This window comes from Pseudomonas sp. GL_135, assembly GCF_057834665.1.
This window is the reverse complement of record NZ_CM174408.1, coordinates 3,004,974-3,018,732: the sequence shown is the minus strand read 5'-3', so window position 1 is coordinate 3,018,732 and position 13,759 is coordinate 3,004,974. Positions and strand designations below refer to the sequence as shown.

The window sequence follows — 13,759 nt, the reverse complement described above, 5'->3', positions numbered from 1 at the left end:
TCGATGCGTAGCGCCGGCAATGCGTCCGGCGTTTTGCCTACAGCCTCGGCCGCTGACTCGCTCGGCTCATAGGCTTCCAGGTCTGCTTCGAATTGCTTCCAGCCAGCGACGAGCTTTGCGGCACGGCCGGGCACGGGGAAGTACTCCATAGAGACGAAATTCTCTTCGGTACCGTCGGAGCAGACGAAGATGACTTTTTCGGCGCCCGCGACGAGCAGTTGCTGCTCAAGCTGCCAGTAGTAGTGGGCGTCCAGCTCACCGGCGCGCACATCGGCCGCGAGCTGTTCGTTCCACATTTTGTGCTCGAACAGGATCTCGCCCAGCATGGTGCAGCCATCAAGGGAGGCCAGCAGGTCGCCTTCGGTACCGACGATGGGGAACAGGTCTTCATCCAGGCGGGCCTCAAGTATCGGCCGGGCGCTGGCTTCGGCTTCATGGCCTTTGTCGAAGAGGTACTTCTGGACCCACCACGAGATATCGCGATCGAGGCCGGTCTTCTTCGCGTGCAGCAGCTCGGTGCGTTTCAACTGCTTCGAAGCGCCCATCATCGCCGGGGCTTCCGATGCGGTGTGATAGTTGGCGCGCAGCGCGTGCCATTCGGGGCTTCCCTGCGCGACGTTGTGGATTTTCATGCGGATTCTCCTTCGATGGGCGCGAGGTTGTTGATCTGCTCGATCTGTTGCTCGCTCAGGGTGTATTTGCTGCTGATGGTGGCGATGAGGTGCCCCGGCGATGACTTGCGGTCGTCGACGGACTTCTGCCACTTGGGCAGGTTCTCGGCGAACTTGGCCTCCGGATAACCCCCTCGATTTTCACCTCCCAGCTGTATTCGCAAAGATGGCGGCGTAGCCCCGCCAGTCACCCATTTCTCAAGGATTGTCATATGCCCTGGTACAAGACCGGGACGGTTTCGGTCGTCCAAAATTCGAACGCCGTTACGGGCACTGGAACCGCGTTCATTGCCAACAGCCGGGTGGGGGATGCGTTCCTCGGCCCGGATGGGGGCTGGTATGAGGTGACCAACATCGCCAGCGATACAGCCCTGGCGATCTCGCCGAATTACCTGGGCCCCACGACAAGTGCAGGCAAGTACGCGTTGGCCCCGATGCAGGGCTACGTCAAAGACTCGGCCGACGCATTGCGGGCGTTGGTGAACGAGTTTGGTTTCAAGTTGGCTGCCCTGGGCAGCACCGGGAATTACGATACCCTCCCGGTCGCAAAAGGCGGTACAGGCGGATCGGATGCGCCTAACGCCCGCGTTAACCTCGGGCTTGGCAGCGTAGCGGTTGAGAACATCGTGCCGGTTGCCAAGGGCGGGACGGGCGGATCGGATGCAGCCAATGCCCGCGTTAACCTCGGGCTTGGCAGCGTAGCGGTTGAGAATATCGTGCCGGTTGCCAAGGGCGGGACGGGCGGGAACACGCCTTTAGCCGCGAGGACCGGGCTTGGATTAGGAGACGCAGCTGTAGCTGCAATATTGGGAACCATGTCGCTGGGCGGTAACGGAGCGCTGTTTCAGCTTGTCAGTAATCGAAACGGACGAGCACTGAAATTCCCTGACGGCACGATGATCTGCATCGGTCCTGTCCCCAACTTTTATGCAGCTGCGAACCAATCCACGGTGAAGAACGTTACCTTTCCTGTCCCTTTTTTTAGCGGCCAATACTGCCTGACCGCTGTGGGAACGCCGGTCGCTAACGTAGATACATATGGCTTCATTTACGCCAACGCACGGTCCGAGTCTTCGGCGGGTCTTGTGTGGCGAAACGGCGCCCAAGCACAAACAATCTCCGCCGGATTCTTCATGGCTACTGGAAGGTGGTTCTAATGAGAATTAAGCTTTCTCCGCAACTAAGGGATGACACTCTCGTCATCATCAAAACCGGATCAGTACTGAACATCAACGCAGAAGACTTTGATTTTACCCCTATGGGGGATGGCGACACCTTGCCCAGATCCGCTATCAGCTCCCAGTGGTTTGTTCGTGACGTGGAAAAGGAAGGAGGCGAGCTAATTCTCACCCTTTTATTTCCAAATCCTTGGAACTACAGCCAAGAGCAGGCGTTCCCCGTTGACCTTGTCAATGTCCCGGACGGCCCTGTCCGGCTCCCTCAGCCACTGCCCACCCTGCCCGAAGATGAGGTACATGCCGAATGAGCAACATCGATTGGTCCAAACTCATCACCAAAGAGATGAAAAACGCCGCCTCAGCTGCGCAATTTCTTGCCAGCAGTGAGTCGGACCTCGCGGCAAGGAACTCTGCGGCCGCTGCGCAGATTCTGCGAATTCAGGACCGAATAGACACAATCGATTACGGGAAAGAGGCCGGTGAAGCTACTGAAGAGGACGTGGCTGAGCAGGCTGCGCTGATAAATAACCTGAAGGTGTGGAAGGCTTACAAGTACGCGCTCGGGAAGGTCGCTACACAGGCTGCCTGGCCGTCGTCGCCGACCTGGCCCATCATGCCAGCAATCCCTGACATCGCCGCCGCGCCAGCAGCCGTGGCCTCTATCAGCGCTTGATCGCGACACTATGTCCAAATTACGATAATGCGAGAGTTTCGTTCTGCATAATGGTAGTTTGTGCGCTCCGGACTAGAGGGGTGGCAATGCAGAAACGATTTGAAGGAGCCGATGGCATAAGAGGCCTCGCATGTCTCATTGTAATAGTTATCCATAGCGTACAGATATTCCACAGTTCACTTGGTGTATATTTGTCAGGGACGGGGAAGATAGGTGTCTGGTTATTCTTTGTACTGAGTGCATTTCTGCTCACTGCTAAATTTGCGAGGTCGGGCTTCAGCGTAAGGTCATTATTTGAATATGCGCTTGGGAGGGTGCTCAGGATTCTACCTTTGTTCTTCATATCGGTTCTCATTTATTACTCCGCCGGAATGCTCGGCATTATTTCAATGCATGACGTTTTTCGGGTGATAAGCTTTCAGTCTATGGCTGGGCATTTATGGACTATACCGGTCGAATTCAAATTCTACCTCGCTCTTCCTTTTATTGCATCACTGCTAATATTTCTCTACCAGAGATTCGGCTGGGCGATATGCATGGTTGTGACAGTAGCGCTTATCGCAGTCGAACAAGCCATCTGGCCTTTTTGGCTGACCCCTGAGAATAGTTTGGATACGCGGTGGTATATCTCAAGCTTCACCATAGGCTCGTTCTGCGCCATTGCTCACTCTGAATTTAGAGATAAAATTACTGGTAGGTTATCCACAATTTTAGGCGGGTCGGTAATGCTGCTTATTGCTTTGAGTTTTCCGGTTCCAAGAAACGTCATCTTCGGCATGCCTATAGATAACTGGCTGATGAATAAGTTTGTCATCTACTCGTTGTTGTGGGCGGTATTTGTGATAGTCCTTGCTGATGGTAAAGGTTTTATTGGTTCACTTTTGCGAAGTGTGTTTCTCAAAAGGCTTGGCGCATGGAGCTATTCTATATACTTGATTCATATATTTGTTTTCTACGTGATTGTTGTAGGGCGCGCCGACAGCATTCCGTGGATGGTTGTTTCCATACTGGTGTCTATAGCTGTTGGTGCGTTAATGTTTTATCTGATTGAGAGTCCGCTTGAAAAGCTGCGACATCGCATGCAGAGGTCGGTAATCCGGATTTAGCACCATTTAATTAACTATGCCCGCCCTGTGCGGGTATTTTTTTGCCTGGAGAAAAGTGATGACCGTGACTGAAAAAGATCGTGATGTGCTGGCGCGCACGCTGTGGGGTGAGGCGCGCGGCGAAGGGCTGGCTGGGATGGTGGCCGTCGCCTGGACAATCCGGAACCGCGTGTACGACGGCAAGGACACATCGTGGTGGGGCGAGGGTTACGCGGGAGTTTGCGGAAAGCCATCTCAGTTCAGCTGCTGGAACAAGAACGATCCCAATAACCCGTATCTCACCGGCGCCAAGAAAATTCCGGCCGCCGAGTTTGCCAGATGTCAGCTGGCTGCGCAGCAGGTCATCGAGGGCATAACGCCGGACCCTACAGACGGCGCAACCCACTACTACTCGACGTCGATGACCAAGCCGCCGAAGTGGGTGTTGAGCGCGACGCAAACTTTGCAGCTGGGCCATCACATCTTCTTCAAGGACGTGCCGTGACTGAGGCTCAGTTGAAACTGATCGGCGCCGCTGTGATTGCGGTAGGCCTGTTCGCGGCCGGTGCTACCGTCGCCTGGATATGGCAGGCCAATGCATACGGCAAGGTTATCGCCACGAACGAAGCCAGCCGTCAGGCTGATCTCGCGTCTATCGCCACCGCTGGAGCAGAACAAGCTCGCAGGGCGCTCGCCAAACAGCGGAACGCCGAGCAGCGCCTTGCCTCTTTAGATCGGAACGCAACCGAAGAGAAGGTGAAAGCCAATGCTGAAAACGAAACTCTGCGCCGCGCTGTTGCTGATGGGACTCGTCGGCTGCGCATCGCGGGAAGTTGTAGTGCCGGTGGCCGGAACGTGTCCGGTGCCGCCAGCGCCTCCGGCTTGGGTGATGCAGCGTCCGTCGAACTCACTGCAGCAGCTGGACGAGCTGTTCTCGATATCCGCGCCGGGATCATTGCTGATCAAGCAGCCTTAAAGGCGGCTCAAAACTATATCCGGGATGTTTGCCTCTAACCACACTGAAGGAGTGTTGCGCATGACCAATGAAGCCTATAGAGTGCCTATAATACAAATATAGGCAATAGAGGTCGTTATCATGGCAGGTGAAAGCTTTTTTGAGCAGCAGTCGGTACGGGTAGTAGATATAGCAGCTGTAAAGCGGGCCAGCACGGAGCAGAAGGACATGATAAGTCGTCTTCGGCATGCGGCATTGGACGATCTTGTAACCTACGCTGGCGATCCGCAGCAGAGGGACGCGGTACTCGCCAAGGTTGCCAAAATCAACGAACTCGAGCAGATAGTAGCTACCACCGAGGCTAGTTTTGCTGCTTTGACGCCAGCAGGGGATAAAGGTCCTCTTCCTGAGGCAGCCAAGAGGGAAATCTTCGGGCTTTACCAGACTAACCGATACACCCAGGCTGACTTGGGCGAGCAGTTTAATGTTTCACAGCCGTCAATAGCTGAGATCCTCAAAAAGCAAAAGGCTCGCTTTTTGGCAGAAAACAAAGATTGAGTGACCCAACGGTTACGGATGTGATTTACGAGTCGGGGCGGGGATTAGCCTCAGACCCTGACTTTTAAAGCACCACACTTTGCGCCCTACGGCTGACCACTCTAAGCTGGGGGTATTTCTGCAGCAAGTCCTAGCGACCAGGAGGGCGCGCTCGGGCGAGGTGTCAGCATCAGGCCGTTCGTGGCGTGCTCAGTGCTCAGCACTACCGGGCGACTATCATGAATGTCGGCTATGCCTTTGATGGCTGTCGGCGGTGATGATCACGAAGCCGTCGTGCGGGTCGGGCTCAAGCCCCCAATGCATTTCCGCCAACGCGGCGAAGAACATCGGGCCTTCCTCTTTCAGCCTGATGAAGTAGCGATGCTTCTTCTTCGGGTCGCTCGGATCCTTGATCCATTCAAACCAACCGTTCGCCGGAGCGAGCGCACGGCCGTTCGGCCAGAGCTGCTTGTGTCATAACGTTTCGACCCTGGCATTGATCGGGGCGCGACCCTTCCCAACACCTTTAGCCCAAAACGGCGATCATCCCCACCGCACGTTGTCCACACTCAAGCCGTCCCCGGTCGGTCTGAAGATCTCGACGCGAGTCGTCGGCGCGAAGTTGTATCGCTCAATCGGCCAAAGATCATATCCATTGATGACCAACTGCTCTGGAGCAAGCGTCTTGAGGTGGTGGTCCATTGGCTCGTAGATCGAGTAGCGTCCGCACATGAGGTCACCTGTCGTAAATCGGCTTATACAGTGTTGACCGCAATCATTTCGCTTAGTTAACTGTACGTGTGTACAGTACGAACAAGCGAAGCCTTCCCATGTACGTCCTCATCACTCCGCGCCGCCAGATGGGCGTCGCCGTACCGAAAGACCAGCTCAGCAGGATCCCGCCGTTCAAAGGCGACGTGCAGATCGTTGAGTCTCAGTGCTCCGCCCTCGGCCGCATTATGCGAGAAGCCTTCATCTTGAACAGCGTCGGGTACGCGCGGGATGCTTTGCCAAGGCTTCTCGATGCCAGCGTGACGAGCATGGGTACCCAGGGCCTGATTATTTCTGGCATCGAGCAGATCGAAGAGGCGTTCTACTTCCAGTCGTGGTGGTGCCGCTTTGAATAACGACATGGCGCCTGATCACCTGGACATCTCCCTGGACGAGTTCTTGAACATCCGCGCTCCGGGCACTTACCTGGTGAAGGTTGAAGGCGACAGCATGGAGGGTGCGGGTATCTTCTGTGGTGATCGGCTGATCGTGAACAAGGGCATCGACGCCAAGGCAGGGCAGGTCATCATCGGAGCGGTTAATCAGCAGCCGCTGGTCAAGTACCTCGCCTTTGTAAGCTGTCACACGGTGCTGCGCTCGGCAAACCGAAAAATACCCCGACCGCTTCATCATGGAAGGAGACGACTTCGATATCTGGGGAGTGGTCACGCACAGCATCCGAGACCATGCGAAGAATTGAGCATGTACGTCAAAGAGCATGAACTGAAAATCAGGAATAACCTGCTCGAGCACGAGGCGCGACGCGAGCACGCAGTCGACCGCCGAGGGGAGGGCAGGCGAGTCGGCCATTCATGCCAAAGCATCGCAGCGGCTGGGCTTGGTTGACGAGCAGGAGTTATGGGAGTGCTCAAGTACGCGATGTGGCGTCCTCCCATGTTTCGGGAGATCCCGCCTACCGGAATTGGCTGAAGATTAGTGAAGCCTGAAATAATGGGGCAGTGAATATCGGCGGGACGCCGGCGAGGGGGCAAACAGTCCAGCGAAAGTGAAAAAGTACATCCATCAGTACATAAAAACGCTAAGCATCCAATAAGGCCTTTCAAATACTGGGCTTTGGTTAATCAGTTCGACTCCGGCTCGGGGCACCATTCAGAAAAAAGGCACTTGAGGGCAACCTCAAGTGCCTTTTTCGTCTTTACCCCCCCAACACCTTGCGCAAAAACGGCGCCGTCCGGCTCTCTGCCACCTCGGCAACCACCTCAGGCGTCCCACACGCCACCACATTCCCGCCCTTGTCCCCAGCGCCCGGGCCGATGTCGATCACCCAGTCACTCTGAGCCACCACGCGCATTTCATGCTCGACCACCACCACGCTGTGCCCCGCATCCACCAACGCATTCAACTGCGTCAGCAGGCGATCCACATCGGTGGGATGCAGGCCCGTGGTCGGTTCGTCGAGCACGTATAAGGTGGCACCGCGCTGACTGCGCTGCAGCTCCGTCGCCAGTTTGATGCGCTGGGCCTCGCCGCCGGACAGTTCTGTCGCCGGTTGCCCGAGACGCAGATACCCCAGACCAATATCACGCAGCACCGTCAGCGAACGCAGCACGCCTGGCTGCTCAGCGAAGACGTCCACCGCTTGCTCAACCGTCAGCTGCAACACGTCAGCGATGCTCAAGCCATTCCACTTGATCGCCAAGGTGTCGGGGTTATAGCGCGCACCATGGCAGGTCGGGCAGGGCGCGTAGACGCTGGGCATGAACAGCAATTCCACGCTGACGAACCCTTCGCCTTCGCACACCGGGCAGCGGCCTTTGGCGACGTTGAACGAGAACTGCCCGGCGTCGTAGCCAGCCTTCTGCGCGTCGGGCGTTGCGGCGAACAGTTTGCGCACGTTGTCGAACAGTCCGGTGTAGGTCGCCAGGTTGGAGCGCGGGGTGCGGCCGATGGGTTTCTGGTCAACCTGCACCAGCCGCTTGACCGCGCTGATGTCACCCCCAATGCGCCCGCCGGTGGGTTGCGGCGCGTCGTCTTCCAGGCTGGATTCTTCCGCTTCGACTTCCGCGACCGGGCGCCCCAACTCTGCGCCCACCAGCTCCAGCAATGCCTGGCTGACCAGACTGGACTTGCCCGAGCCGGAGATGCCGGTCACCGAGGTGAAGCAGCCCAGCGGGAATTCAGCGCTCAGTTCATTGAGGTTGTTGCGGGTAATGCCTTCCAGGCGCAGCCAGTCGGTCGGCTGCCTTCTTGTCGAACTCAGTGCGGAATGCTCGGCGAACAGATGACGACCCGTTTGCGAGGCTTCGATTTCGGCCAGACCTGCGGGAGGGCCGCTGTACAGCACATGTCCGCCATGCTCGCCGGCGGCAGGGCCGACATCGATCAGCCAGTCGGCGCGGCGCATGGTTTCCAGATCGTGCTCGACAACGAACAGCGAGTTTCCGGACGCCTTGAGTTGCTGCAACGCCGTGAACAGCGCTTCGCTGTCCGCCGGGTGCAGGCCTGCAGAAGGCTCGTCCAGTACGTAGATCACACCAAACAGCTGCGAGCCCAATTGTGTCGCCAGGCGCAGACGCTGCAGTTCACCGGACGACAGCGACGGCGTGCTGCGATCCAGCGCCAGGTAACCGAGCCCCAGTTCGGTGAGGGTGCTGACCCGCGCCAGCAAATCCTGAGCGATCCGCTGTGCGGCGAGGCGCTTCTCGACGGACAGGTTCGGCGTGGCGCGCACGTCGGGTGCGGCATCGTGGGCCGAGCCGCCTGCGCTGACCCGCTTGTTTTTCGCTTTCGCCCGCTGTTCGCGATCCAGCACGGCGGTGTCACGATCTTCATCCGCGAAGACTCCCGCAGCCACCGGGCGCAGGACTTCCGCCAACCGCAGCAGCGGCATTTGCGACAGCTCGCCGATATCGAGGCCAGCGAACGTCACCGACAGTGCCTCGCGCTTGAGACGCTTGCCGTCGCACAGCGGGCAGGGGCTGCCGCGCATGAACCGCGAGACGCGCTTTTTCATCAGCGCGCTCTGAGTGGTAGCAAACGTGTGTTGCACGTAGCGACGGGCGCCGGTGAAGGTGCCCTGATAGCTGGGTTCGAGCTTGCGCTTGATCGCCAGACGCGTCTCTTCAGGCGTCAGGCCGGCGTAGACCGGCACGTTGGGCTGTTCGTCGGTGAACAGAATCCAGTCCCGGTCTTTTTTCGGCAGGTCGCGCCAGGGCGTATCGACGTCGTAGCCCAGGGTGACCAGGATGTCGCGCTGGTTCTGGCCGCCCCATGCCGAGGGCCAGGCAGCAATGGCGCGCTGGCGGATGGTCAGGGAATCGTCCGGCACCATCAGCTCTTCGGGAATCTCATAGACCCGGCCCAGGCCGTGGCACTCGGGGCAGGCGCCCTGGGGCAGGTTGGGCGAAAAGTCTTCGGCGTAGAGCATGGGCTGGCCCGGCGGATACGTGCCCGCGCGGGAATAGAGCATGCGGATCAGGCTGGACAGGGTCGTCACGCTGCCGACGGAGGAGCGCGTGCTCGGCGTGCCTCGTTGTTGCTGCAGCGCGACGGCGGGCGGCAGACCTTCGATCGAGTCGACGTCGGGCACGCCCACCTGATCGATGAGGCGTCGGGCGTAAGGCGCGACGGATTCGAAGTACCGGCGTTGGGCTTCGGCGTACAGGGTGGAAAACGCCAGCGAGGATTTGCCGGACCCCGAGACGCCGGTGAACACCACCAGTGCATCGCGGGGGATGTCGACGTCCACGTCCTTGAGGTTGTGCTCACGGGCACCGCGGACCCGGACGAATCCGGGGCGGTTGGCATCTACGGTGAAGGAAGAAGGGCGGGTGTCGTCTGGCAGGTGCGGCGGTGTGGTCATGGGTGAGGCCTTTGAATCCTGAAATGCAAGAACGGGTTTACTCGGCGAGAGGCACCTTGGGGGTGTGCCCGGCGTCATCGTGGTCGCCGCCGGTCAGCGGCTCGTCTTCACGCACGTCATCGGTGCGGTCGCGGTCGTCGGCCACGTCGGCAGGGCGCGCGTCCGGGTCGTTGAGTTTTTCCCCGGGAATATGAGCGTCGTGGGGGGTCATGCTATTTCTCCTGTCAGTTCTTCGGATGCTTCACGAATGACCTCGGCGGCCTGCAGGCCCTGAAGGAAACCAGCCAGCGCCACTTCCTCCAGACGCAGACCTTTGCGCTGGCGAATGCGCGGCAGCTTGGCCAGTTCGCCCATCGCAAAGGCTTCCAGCACGGCCGGGTGGATGTAGCACTTGCGGCAGACGGCCGGCGTGTTGCCCAGCAATCGAGCGACTTCCTTGACCATGGACACGACGTGTTTCTTCGCGTCCGCTTCCGGCTCCCAGTGCAGCTTGCGCAGGGTCGCCAGGGCCATCGCGCTGCCGGCCCAGGTCCGGTAATCCTTGGCGGTGAAGTCCGCGCCGGTCAGTGTGTGCAGGTACTGGTTGATGTCGTGGGAGGAAACGGTGTGCCGTTGGCCGTCGTCGTCCAAGTACTGAAAAAGATTCTGGCCGGGCAATTCCATGCAGCGCTTGATGATGTTCGCCAGGCGCCGGTCGGTGACGCTGAGGCGGTGCTCGACACCACTCTTGCCGCGAAACTCGAAGAAGATCTTGCTGCCCTTCACGTCAACGTGCTTGTTACGCAGCGTGGTCAGGCCGTAGGAGCGGTTGTCCCGGGCGTACTGACTGTTGCCGATCCGGATCAGCGTCTGGTCCAGCAACGACAGCACCGCCGCCATGACCTTCTCGCGGCCCATGCCGGGTTTCGCCAGCTGGGTTTCCAGCTGTTTGCGCACTTTGGGCAGGGCCTTGCCGAAGGCGATCATCCGCGAATATTTGTTCTCGTCGCGAATCTCGCGCCAGCGCGGGTGGTAGCGGTACTGCTTGCGCCCGCGCGCGTCGCGGCCGGTGGCTTGCAGATGGCCCTGGCGGTCAGCACAGATCCACACGTCGGTGTACGCCGGGGGGATGACCAGCGCGTTGATGCGCTTGATCTCGTCTTCGTCGCGGATGCGCTGGCCGTCGGTGTCGAAGTAGGCGAACTTGCCGCGCAGGATCTTGCGGGTAAATCCGGGCTGGCTGTCGTCGACGTAATGCAGATCTTTGGGCAGGTCTTCGCTGTGGATTGTGTCCGGCATGAAAGGCAGTCCTGAATGCGGGTCTTTTTGCATTGACCGTTGCGCTGCGCAGTCGTGCCGAATAAATGTGTGCCTGATGAGTGCGATGGGTGATGGGCCGGGACTACGCCAGCAGCGCCACCGACTTGATCTGCGCCCAGAGCCGTTGCCCGGGCGCCAGTTGCAGCTGATCCCTTGAATACCGGGTGATCCGCGCCAGCAGCGGCGAGCCGTCGGCATCCAGGCGTACCAGCACATGGGCGGTGTTGTCGGCGGCGATCTCATCAATGACGGTCACCGGCAGGCGATTCAGGATGCTGCTTTGAGCGTCGGGTTGCAGGCTCAGGCTCACGTCCCGCGCCTGCACTTTAAGACGCAGCGGCTTGCCGGGCAGCAATGCAGAGTGGGCGACGCGGATGCTCAGGTCGCTGCGCGGCAAACGGACGGTGATGAGTTGATAGGCCGCATCGTAAGCCTGCACGCTTCCCTCGATCACCACGCCCGCGTCGTCGCCCATCGCCAGCGGCAGATCCAGCCGGGCCAGGGTTTCGCCGATGGGGCCGCTGGCCAGCGCTTTGCCGTCGCTGAGCAATACCAGATGGTCGGCCAGCCTGGCCACTTCATCCTGGGCGTGACTCACGTAGATCAGCGGAATATCCAGTTCGTCATGCAAACGTTCGAGGTACGGCAGGATTTCGCTTTTGCGCTGTGCGTCCAGCGCCGCCAGGGGTTCGTCCATCAGCAGCAGGCGCGGGCTGGTCAGCAGCGCCCGGGCGATGCCGACCCGCTGACGCTCGCCACCGGACAGTTTGTCGGGCGCGCGTTGGAGCAGATGATCGATGCCCAGCAGCGAGGTCGCCTGCTGCAACGTAATGCGCCTGTCCCGTTCAGGAATGCGCTTGAGGCCGAAGCGCAGATTGGCCTCGACGTCGAGGTGCGGAAACAGGCTGGCTTCCTGGAACACATATCCCAGAGAGCGTTTGTGTGGGGGGAGAAAGACGTTGTTGGCACTGTCCTGCCAGACCTCGCCGTTGACGCGGATATACCCGTCGGCGGCCTTTTCCAGCCCTGCAATGCAACGCAGGCAGGTGGTCTTGCCGGAGCCGGAATGGCCATACAGCGCCGTGACGCCGCGACCGGGCAGATTGAGGTCGACGTCGAGGGCGAACTCGGCGTAATCCACCTTCAGTCGGACATCGATCATCGAACTCATGCGCCGCTCCACGCCGAGCGGGCCTTGCCGCTGGAGTACAGCGCCAGCAGCACCACAAAGGAAAACACCAGCATCGCCCCGGCGAGCCAGTGGGCCTGGGCATATTCCATCGCTTCGACGTGGTTGTAGATTTGCGTGGACACGACGCGGGTTCTCTCCGGGATGTTGCCGCCGATCATCAGCACCACGCCAAACTCACCCACGGTGTGAGCGAAACCCAGAATCGCCCCGGTGATGAAACCCGGGCGGGCCAGCGGCAGGATCACCGAGAAGAATGTGTCCCACGGGCCTGCGCGCAGCGTTGCCGCCACTTCAAGGGGGCGAGGGCCGATGGCGGCGAAGGCGTTCTGCAAGGGCTGCACCACGAACGGCAGGGAATACAGCACCGAGCCGATCACCAACCCTGTGAAACTGAAGGTCAGGGTGCCGAGCCCGAGGCTTTGGGTCAGCTGCCCGATCGCGCCGTTCGGCCCGAGTAGCAGCAACAGATAAAAACCGATCACCGTGGGCGGCAGCACCAGAGGCAGCGCCACGATCGCGCCGATAGGGCCTTTGAGCCATGAGCGGGTGTGAGCCAGCCACAGCGCGATGGGCGTGCCGACGATCAGCAGAATCACAGTGGTCAGGGACGCCAGTTTCAGCGTCAGCCAGATGGCCGCAAGGTCGGCGCTGCCCAGCAGCATTTACAGCTGATACCCGTAGGACTTGATGATCGCGGCGGCTTTCGGGCCCTTGAGGTATTCCATCAGCGCCTTGGCGGCGGCGTTGTCTTTGCCTTTGTTGAGGATAACGGCGTCCTGCTTGATGGGCTCATGCAGGTTGGCCGGCACGATCCACGCCGAGCCACCGGTCAGCTTGCCGTCCTTGAACACTTGAGAGAGGGCGACGAAACCCAGTTCCGCGTTGCCGGTCTGCACGAACTGATAGGCCTGCGCGATGCTCTGGCCTTCGACGATCTTGCTTTTGGTCGCGTCGGTCAGGCCCAGTTTGTCCAGGGTCTGGGTGGCGGCGAGGCCATACGGAGCGGCTTTCGGGTTGGCAATGGACAAGTGTTGGAATTTGCCGGCTTTCAGCACTTGGCCCTTGTCATCGACATAGCCGTCTTTCGCCGACCACAGCGCCAGGGTGCCAACGGCATAGGTGAAGCGCGAGCCTTTCACCGTCTCGTTTTCGCTTTCCAGTTTCGCCGGGGTGGTGTCATCGGCGGCGAGGAACACTTCGAACGGCGCGCCATTTTTGATCTGGGTGTAGAACTGGCCGGTGGCGCCGAACGAGGCCACGAGTGTGTGGCCCGTATCCTTTTCGAAGTCCGTGGCGATGGCCTGGATCGGCGCGGTGAAATTGGCCGCGACGGCCACCTGGACTTCATCGGCAAACGCTGTGCCCGAGGACAGCGCGACAAAGGCGACGGCCAGTGAGGTGAGGGTGAAGCGGTGTGAAACTGCGCGCATGGAACGGCTCCGGGGTGGGGAACGGGCTGTGGCAAACGGGGGTGAGGAAGAACGCCAACCGGACGCCGGTAAAACGCTATGCAGCGAAATATATAGCGACTCTTCCCTGCGCGAAAGCCGGATCTTGCCGCGCTGCGTTTTAAAT

Annotated in this window: 16 protein-coding genes and 2 pseudogenes; 9 read left to right on the top strand and 9 right to left on the bottom strand. The window is 59.6% G+C overall.

Annotation, left to right across the window (positions count from 1 at the left end; genetic code table 11):
* Positions 1–209: 209 nt before the first annotated feature.
* Positions 210–632: pseudogene (locus AC3ISG_RS13290) on the bottom strand (YqaJ viral recombinase family protein); the annotation flags it as partial.
* Positions 629–835, bottom strand: coding sequence for a hypothetical protein (locus AC3ISG_RS13285; protein WP_489297145.1), 207 nt, complete (start codon positions 833–835; stop codon positions 629–631). The pseudogene AC3ISG_RS13290 and the gene AC3ISG_RS13285, both read right to left, overlap by 4 nt.
* Before the next feature lie 48 nt (positions 836–883).
* On the opposite strand from AC3ISG_RS13285, the gene AC3ISG_RS13280 reads away from it, so the two are divergent.
* The 7 genes from AC3ISG_RS13280 (at position 884) to AC3ISG_RS13250 (ending at position 5,120) form a co-directional block, all read left to right on the top strand.
* Positions 884–1,828 carry a phage tail protein gene (locus AC3ISG_RS13280; protein ID WP_489297144.1) on the top strand — a complete coding sequence of 315 codons (945 nt, stop codon included), beginning with the start codon at positions 884–886 and terminating at the stop codon, positions 1,826–1,828.
* Positions 1,828–2,157 carry a hypothetical protein gene (locus AC3ISG_RS13275; RefSeq protein ID WP_489297143.1) on the top strand — a complete coding sequence of 110 codons (330 nt, stop codon included), beginning with the start codon at positions 1,828–1,830 and terminating at the stop codon, positions 2,155–2,157. The genes AC3ISG_RS13280 and AC3ISG_RS13275 overlap by 1 nt, the downstream gene beginning before the upstream one ends.
* Positions 2,154–2,522, top strand: a complete 369-nt coding sequence (locus AC3ISG_RS13270) for a phage tail protein (protein WP_489297142.1) — start codon at positions 2,154–2,156, stop codon at positions 2,520–2,522. The genes AC3ISG_RS13275 and AC3ISG_RS13270 overlap by 4 nt, the downstream gene beginning before the upstream one ends.
* 50 nt (positions 2,523–2,572) lie before the next feature.
* Complete coding sequence (locus tag AC3ISG_RS13265) at positions 2,573–3,628, top strand: acyltransferase family protein (RefSeq protein ID WP_489299531.1); 1,056 nt, start codon at positions 2,573–2,575, stop codon at positions 3,626–3,628.
* A gap of 58 nt (positions 3,629–3,686) precedes the next feature.
* Positions 3,687–4,112, top strand: coding sequence for a cell wall hydrolase (locus AC3ISG_RS13260; RefSeq protein ID WP_489297141.1), 426 nt, complete (start codon positions 3,687–3,689; stop codon positions 4,110–4,112).
* Complete coding sequence (locus tag AC3ISG_RS13255; protein ID WP_489297140.1) at positions 4,109–4,621, top strand: lysis system i-spanin subunit Rz; 513 nt, start codon at positions 4,109–4,111, stop codon at positions 4,619–4,621. Before AC3ISG_RS13260 ends, AC3ISG_RS13255 begins: the two co-directional genes overlap by 4 nt.
* Positions 4,622–4,703: 82 nt before the next feature.
* A complete protein-coding gene (locus AC3ISG_RS13250; protein ID WP_489297139.1) occupies positions 4,704–5,120 on the top strand; it encodes a hypothetical protein in 417 nt (138 codons plus the stop codon).
* A gap of 12 nt (positions 5,121–5,132) precedes the next feature.
* Here the strand turns inward: AC3ISG_RS13250 and AC3ISG_RS13245 are convergent.
* Positions 5,133–5,831, bottom strand: a pseudogene (locus AC3ISG_RS13245) (SOS response-associated peptidase).
* A gap of 98 nt (positions 5,832–5,929) precedes the next feature.
* On the opposite strand from AC3ISG_RS13245, the gene AC3ISG_RS13240 reads away from it, so the two are divergent.
* Both AC3ISG_RS13240 and AC3ISG_RS13235 read left to right on the top strand, forming a co-directional pair.
* Positions 5,930–6,226: a hypothetical protein gene (locus tag AC3ISG_RS13240; RefSeq protein WP_489297138.1), complete on the top strand. Its 297-nt coding sequence runs from the start codon at positions 5,930–5,932 to the stop codon at positions 6,224–6,226.
* A complete protein-coding gene (locus tag AC3ISG_RS13235; protein WP_489297137.1) occupies positions 6,219–6,716 on the top strand; it encodes a LexA family protein in 498 nt (165 codons plus the stop codon). Before AC3ISG_RS13240 ends, AC3ISG_RS13235 begins: the two co-directional genes overlap by 8 nt.
* Positions 6,717–7,026: 310 nt before the next feature.
* Here AC3ISG_RS13235 and AC3ISG_RS13230 read toward each other — a convergent pair whose 3' ends face one another.
* The 6 genes from AC3ISG_RS13230 to modA all read right to left on the bottom strand — a co-directional run bounded on the left by AC3ISG_RS13230 (position 7,027) and on the right by modA (position 13,614).
* A complete protein-coding gene (locus AC3ISG_RS13230; RefSeq protein ID WP_489297136.1) occupies positions 7,027–9,693 on the bottom strand; it encodes an excinuclease ABC subunit UvrA in 2,667 nt (888 codons plus the stop codon).
* A gap of 37 nt (positions 9,694–9,730) precedes the next feature.
* On the bottom strand, positions 9,731–9,904 hold the full coding sequence (locus tag AC3ISG_RS13225; protein WP_346625953.1) for a hypothetical protein: 174 nt from the start codon (positions 9,902–9,904) through the stop codon (positions 9,731–9,733).
* On the bottom strand, positions 9,901–10,971 hold the full coding sequence (locus AC3ISG_RS13220) for a DNA topoisomerase IB (RefSeq protein ID WP_489297135.1): 1,071 nt from the start codon (positions 10,969–10,971) through the stop codon (positions 9,901–9,903). The genes AC3ISG_RS13225 and AC3ISG_RS13220 overlap by 4 nt, the downstream gene beginning before the upstream one ends.
* Before the next feature lie 103 nt (positions 10,972–11,074).
* Entirely contained in the window at positions 11,075–12,154 is a 1,080-nt protein-coding gene (gene modC / locus AC3ISG_RS13215; RefSeq protein ID WP_489299530.1) for a molybdenum ABC transporter ATP-binding protein, read from the bottom strand.
* A 5-nt stretch (positions 12,155–12,159) separates the two neighbouring features.
* Positions 12,160–12,846, bottom strand: coding sequence for a molybdate ABC transporter permease subunit (gene modB / locus AC3ISG_RS13210; protein ID WP_122537194.1), 687 nt, complete (start codon positions 12,844–12,846; stop codon positions 12,160–12,162).
* Complete coding sequence (gene modA, locus AC3ISG_RS13205; RefSeq protein WP_489297134.1) at positions 12,847–13,614, bottom strand: molybdate ABC transporter substrate-binding protein; 768 nt, start codon at positions 13,612–13,614, stop codon at positions 12,847–12,849.
* Between the last annotated feature and the right edge of the window lie 145 nt (positions 13,615–13,759).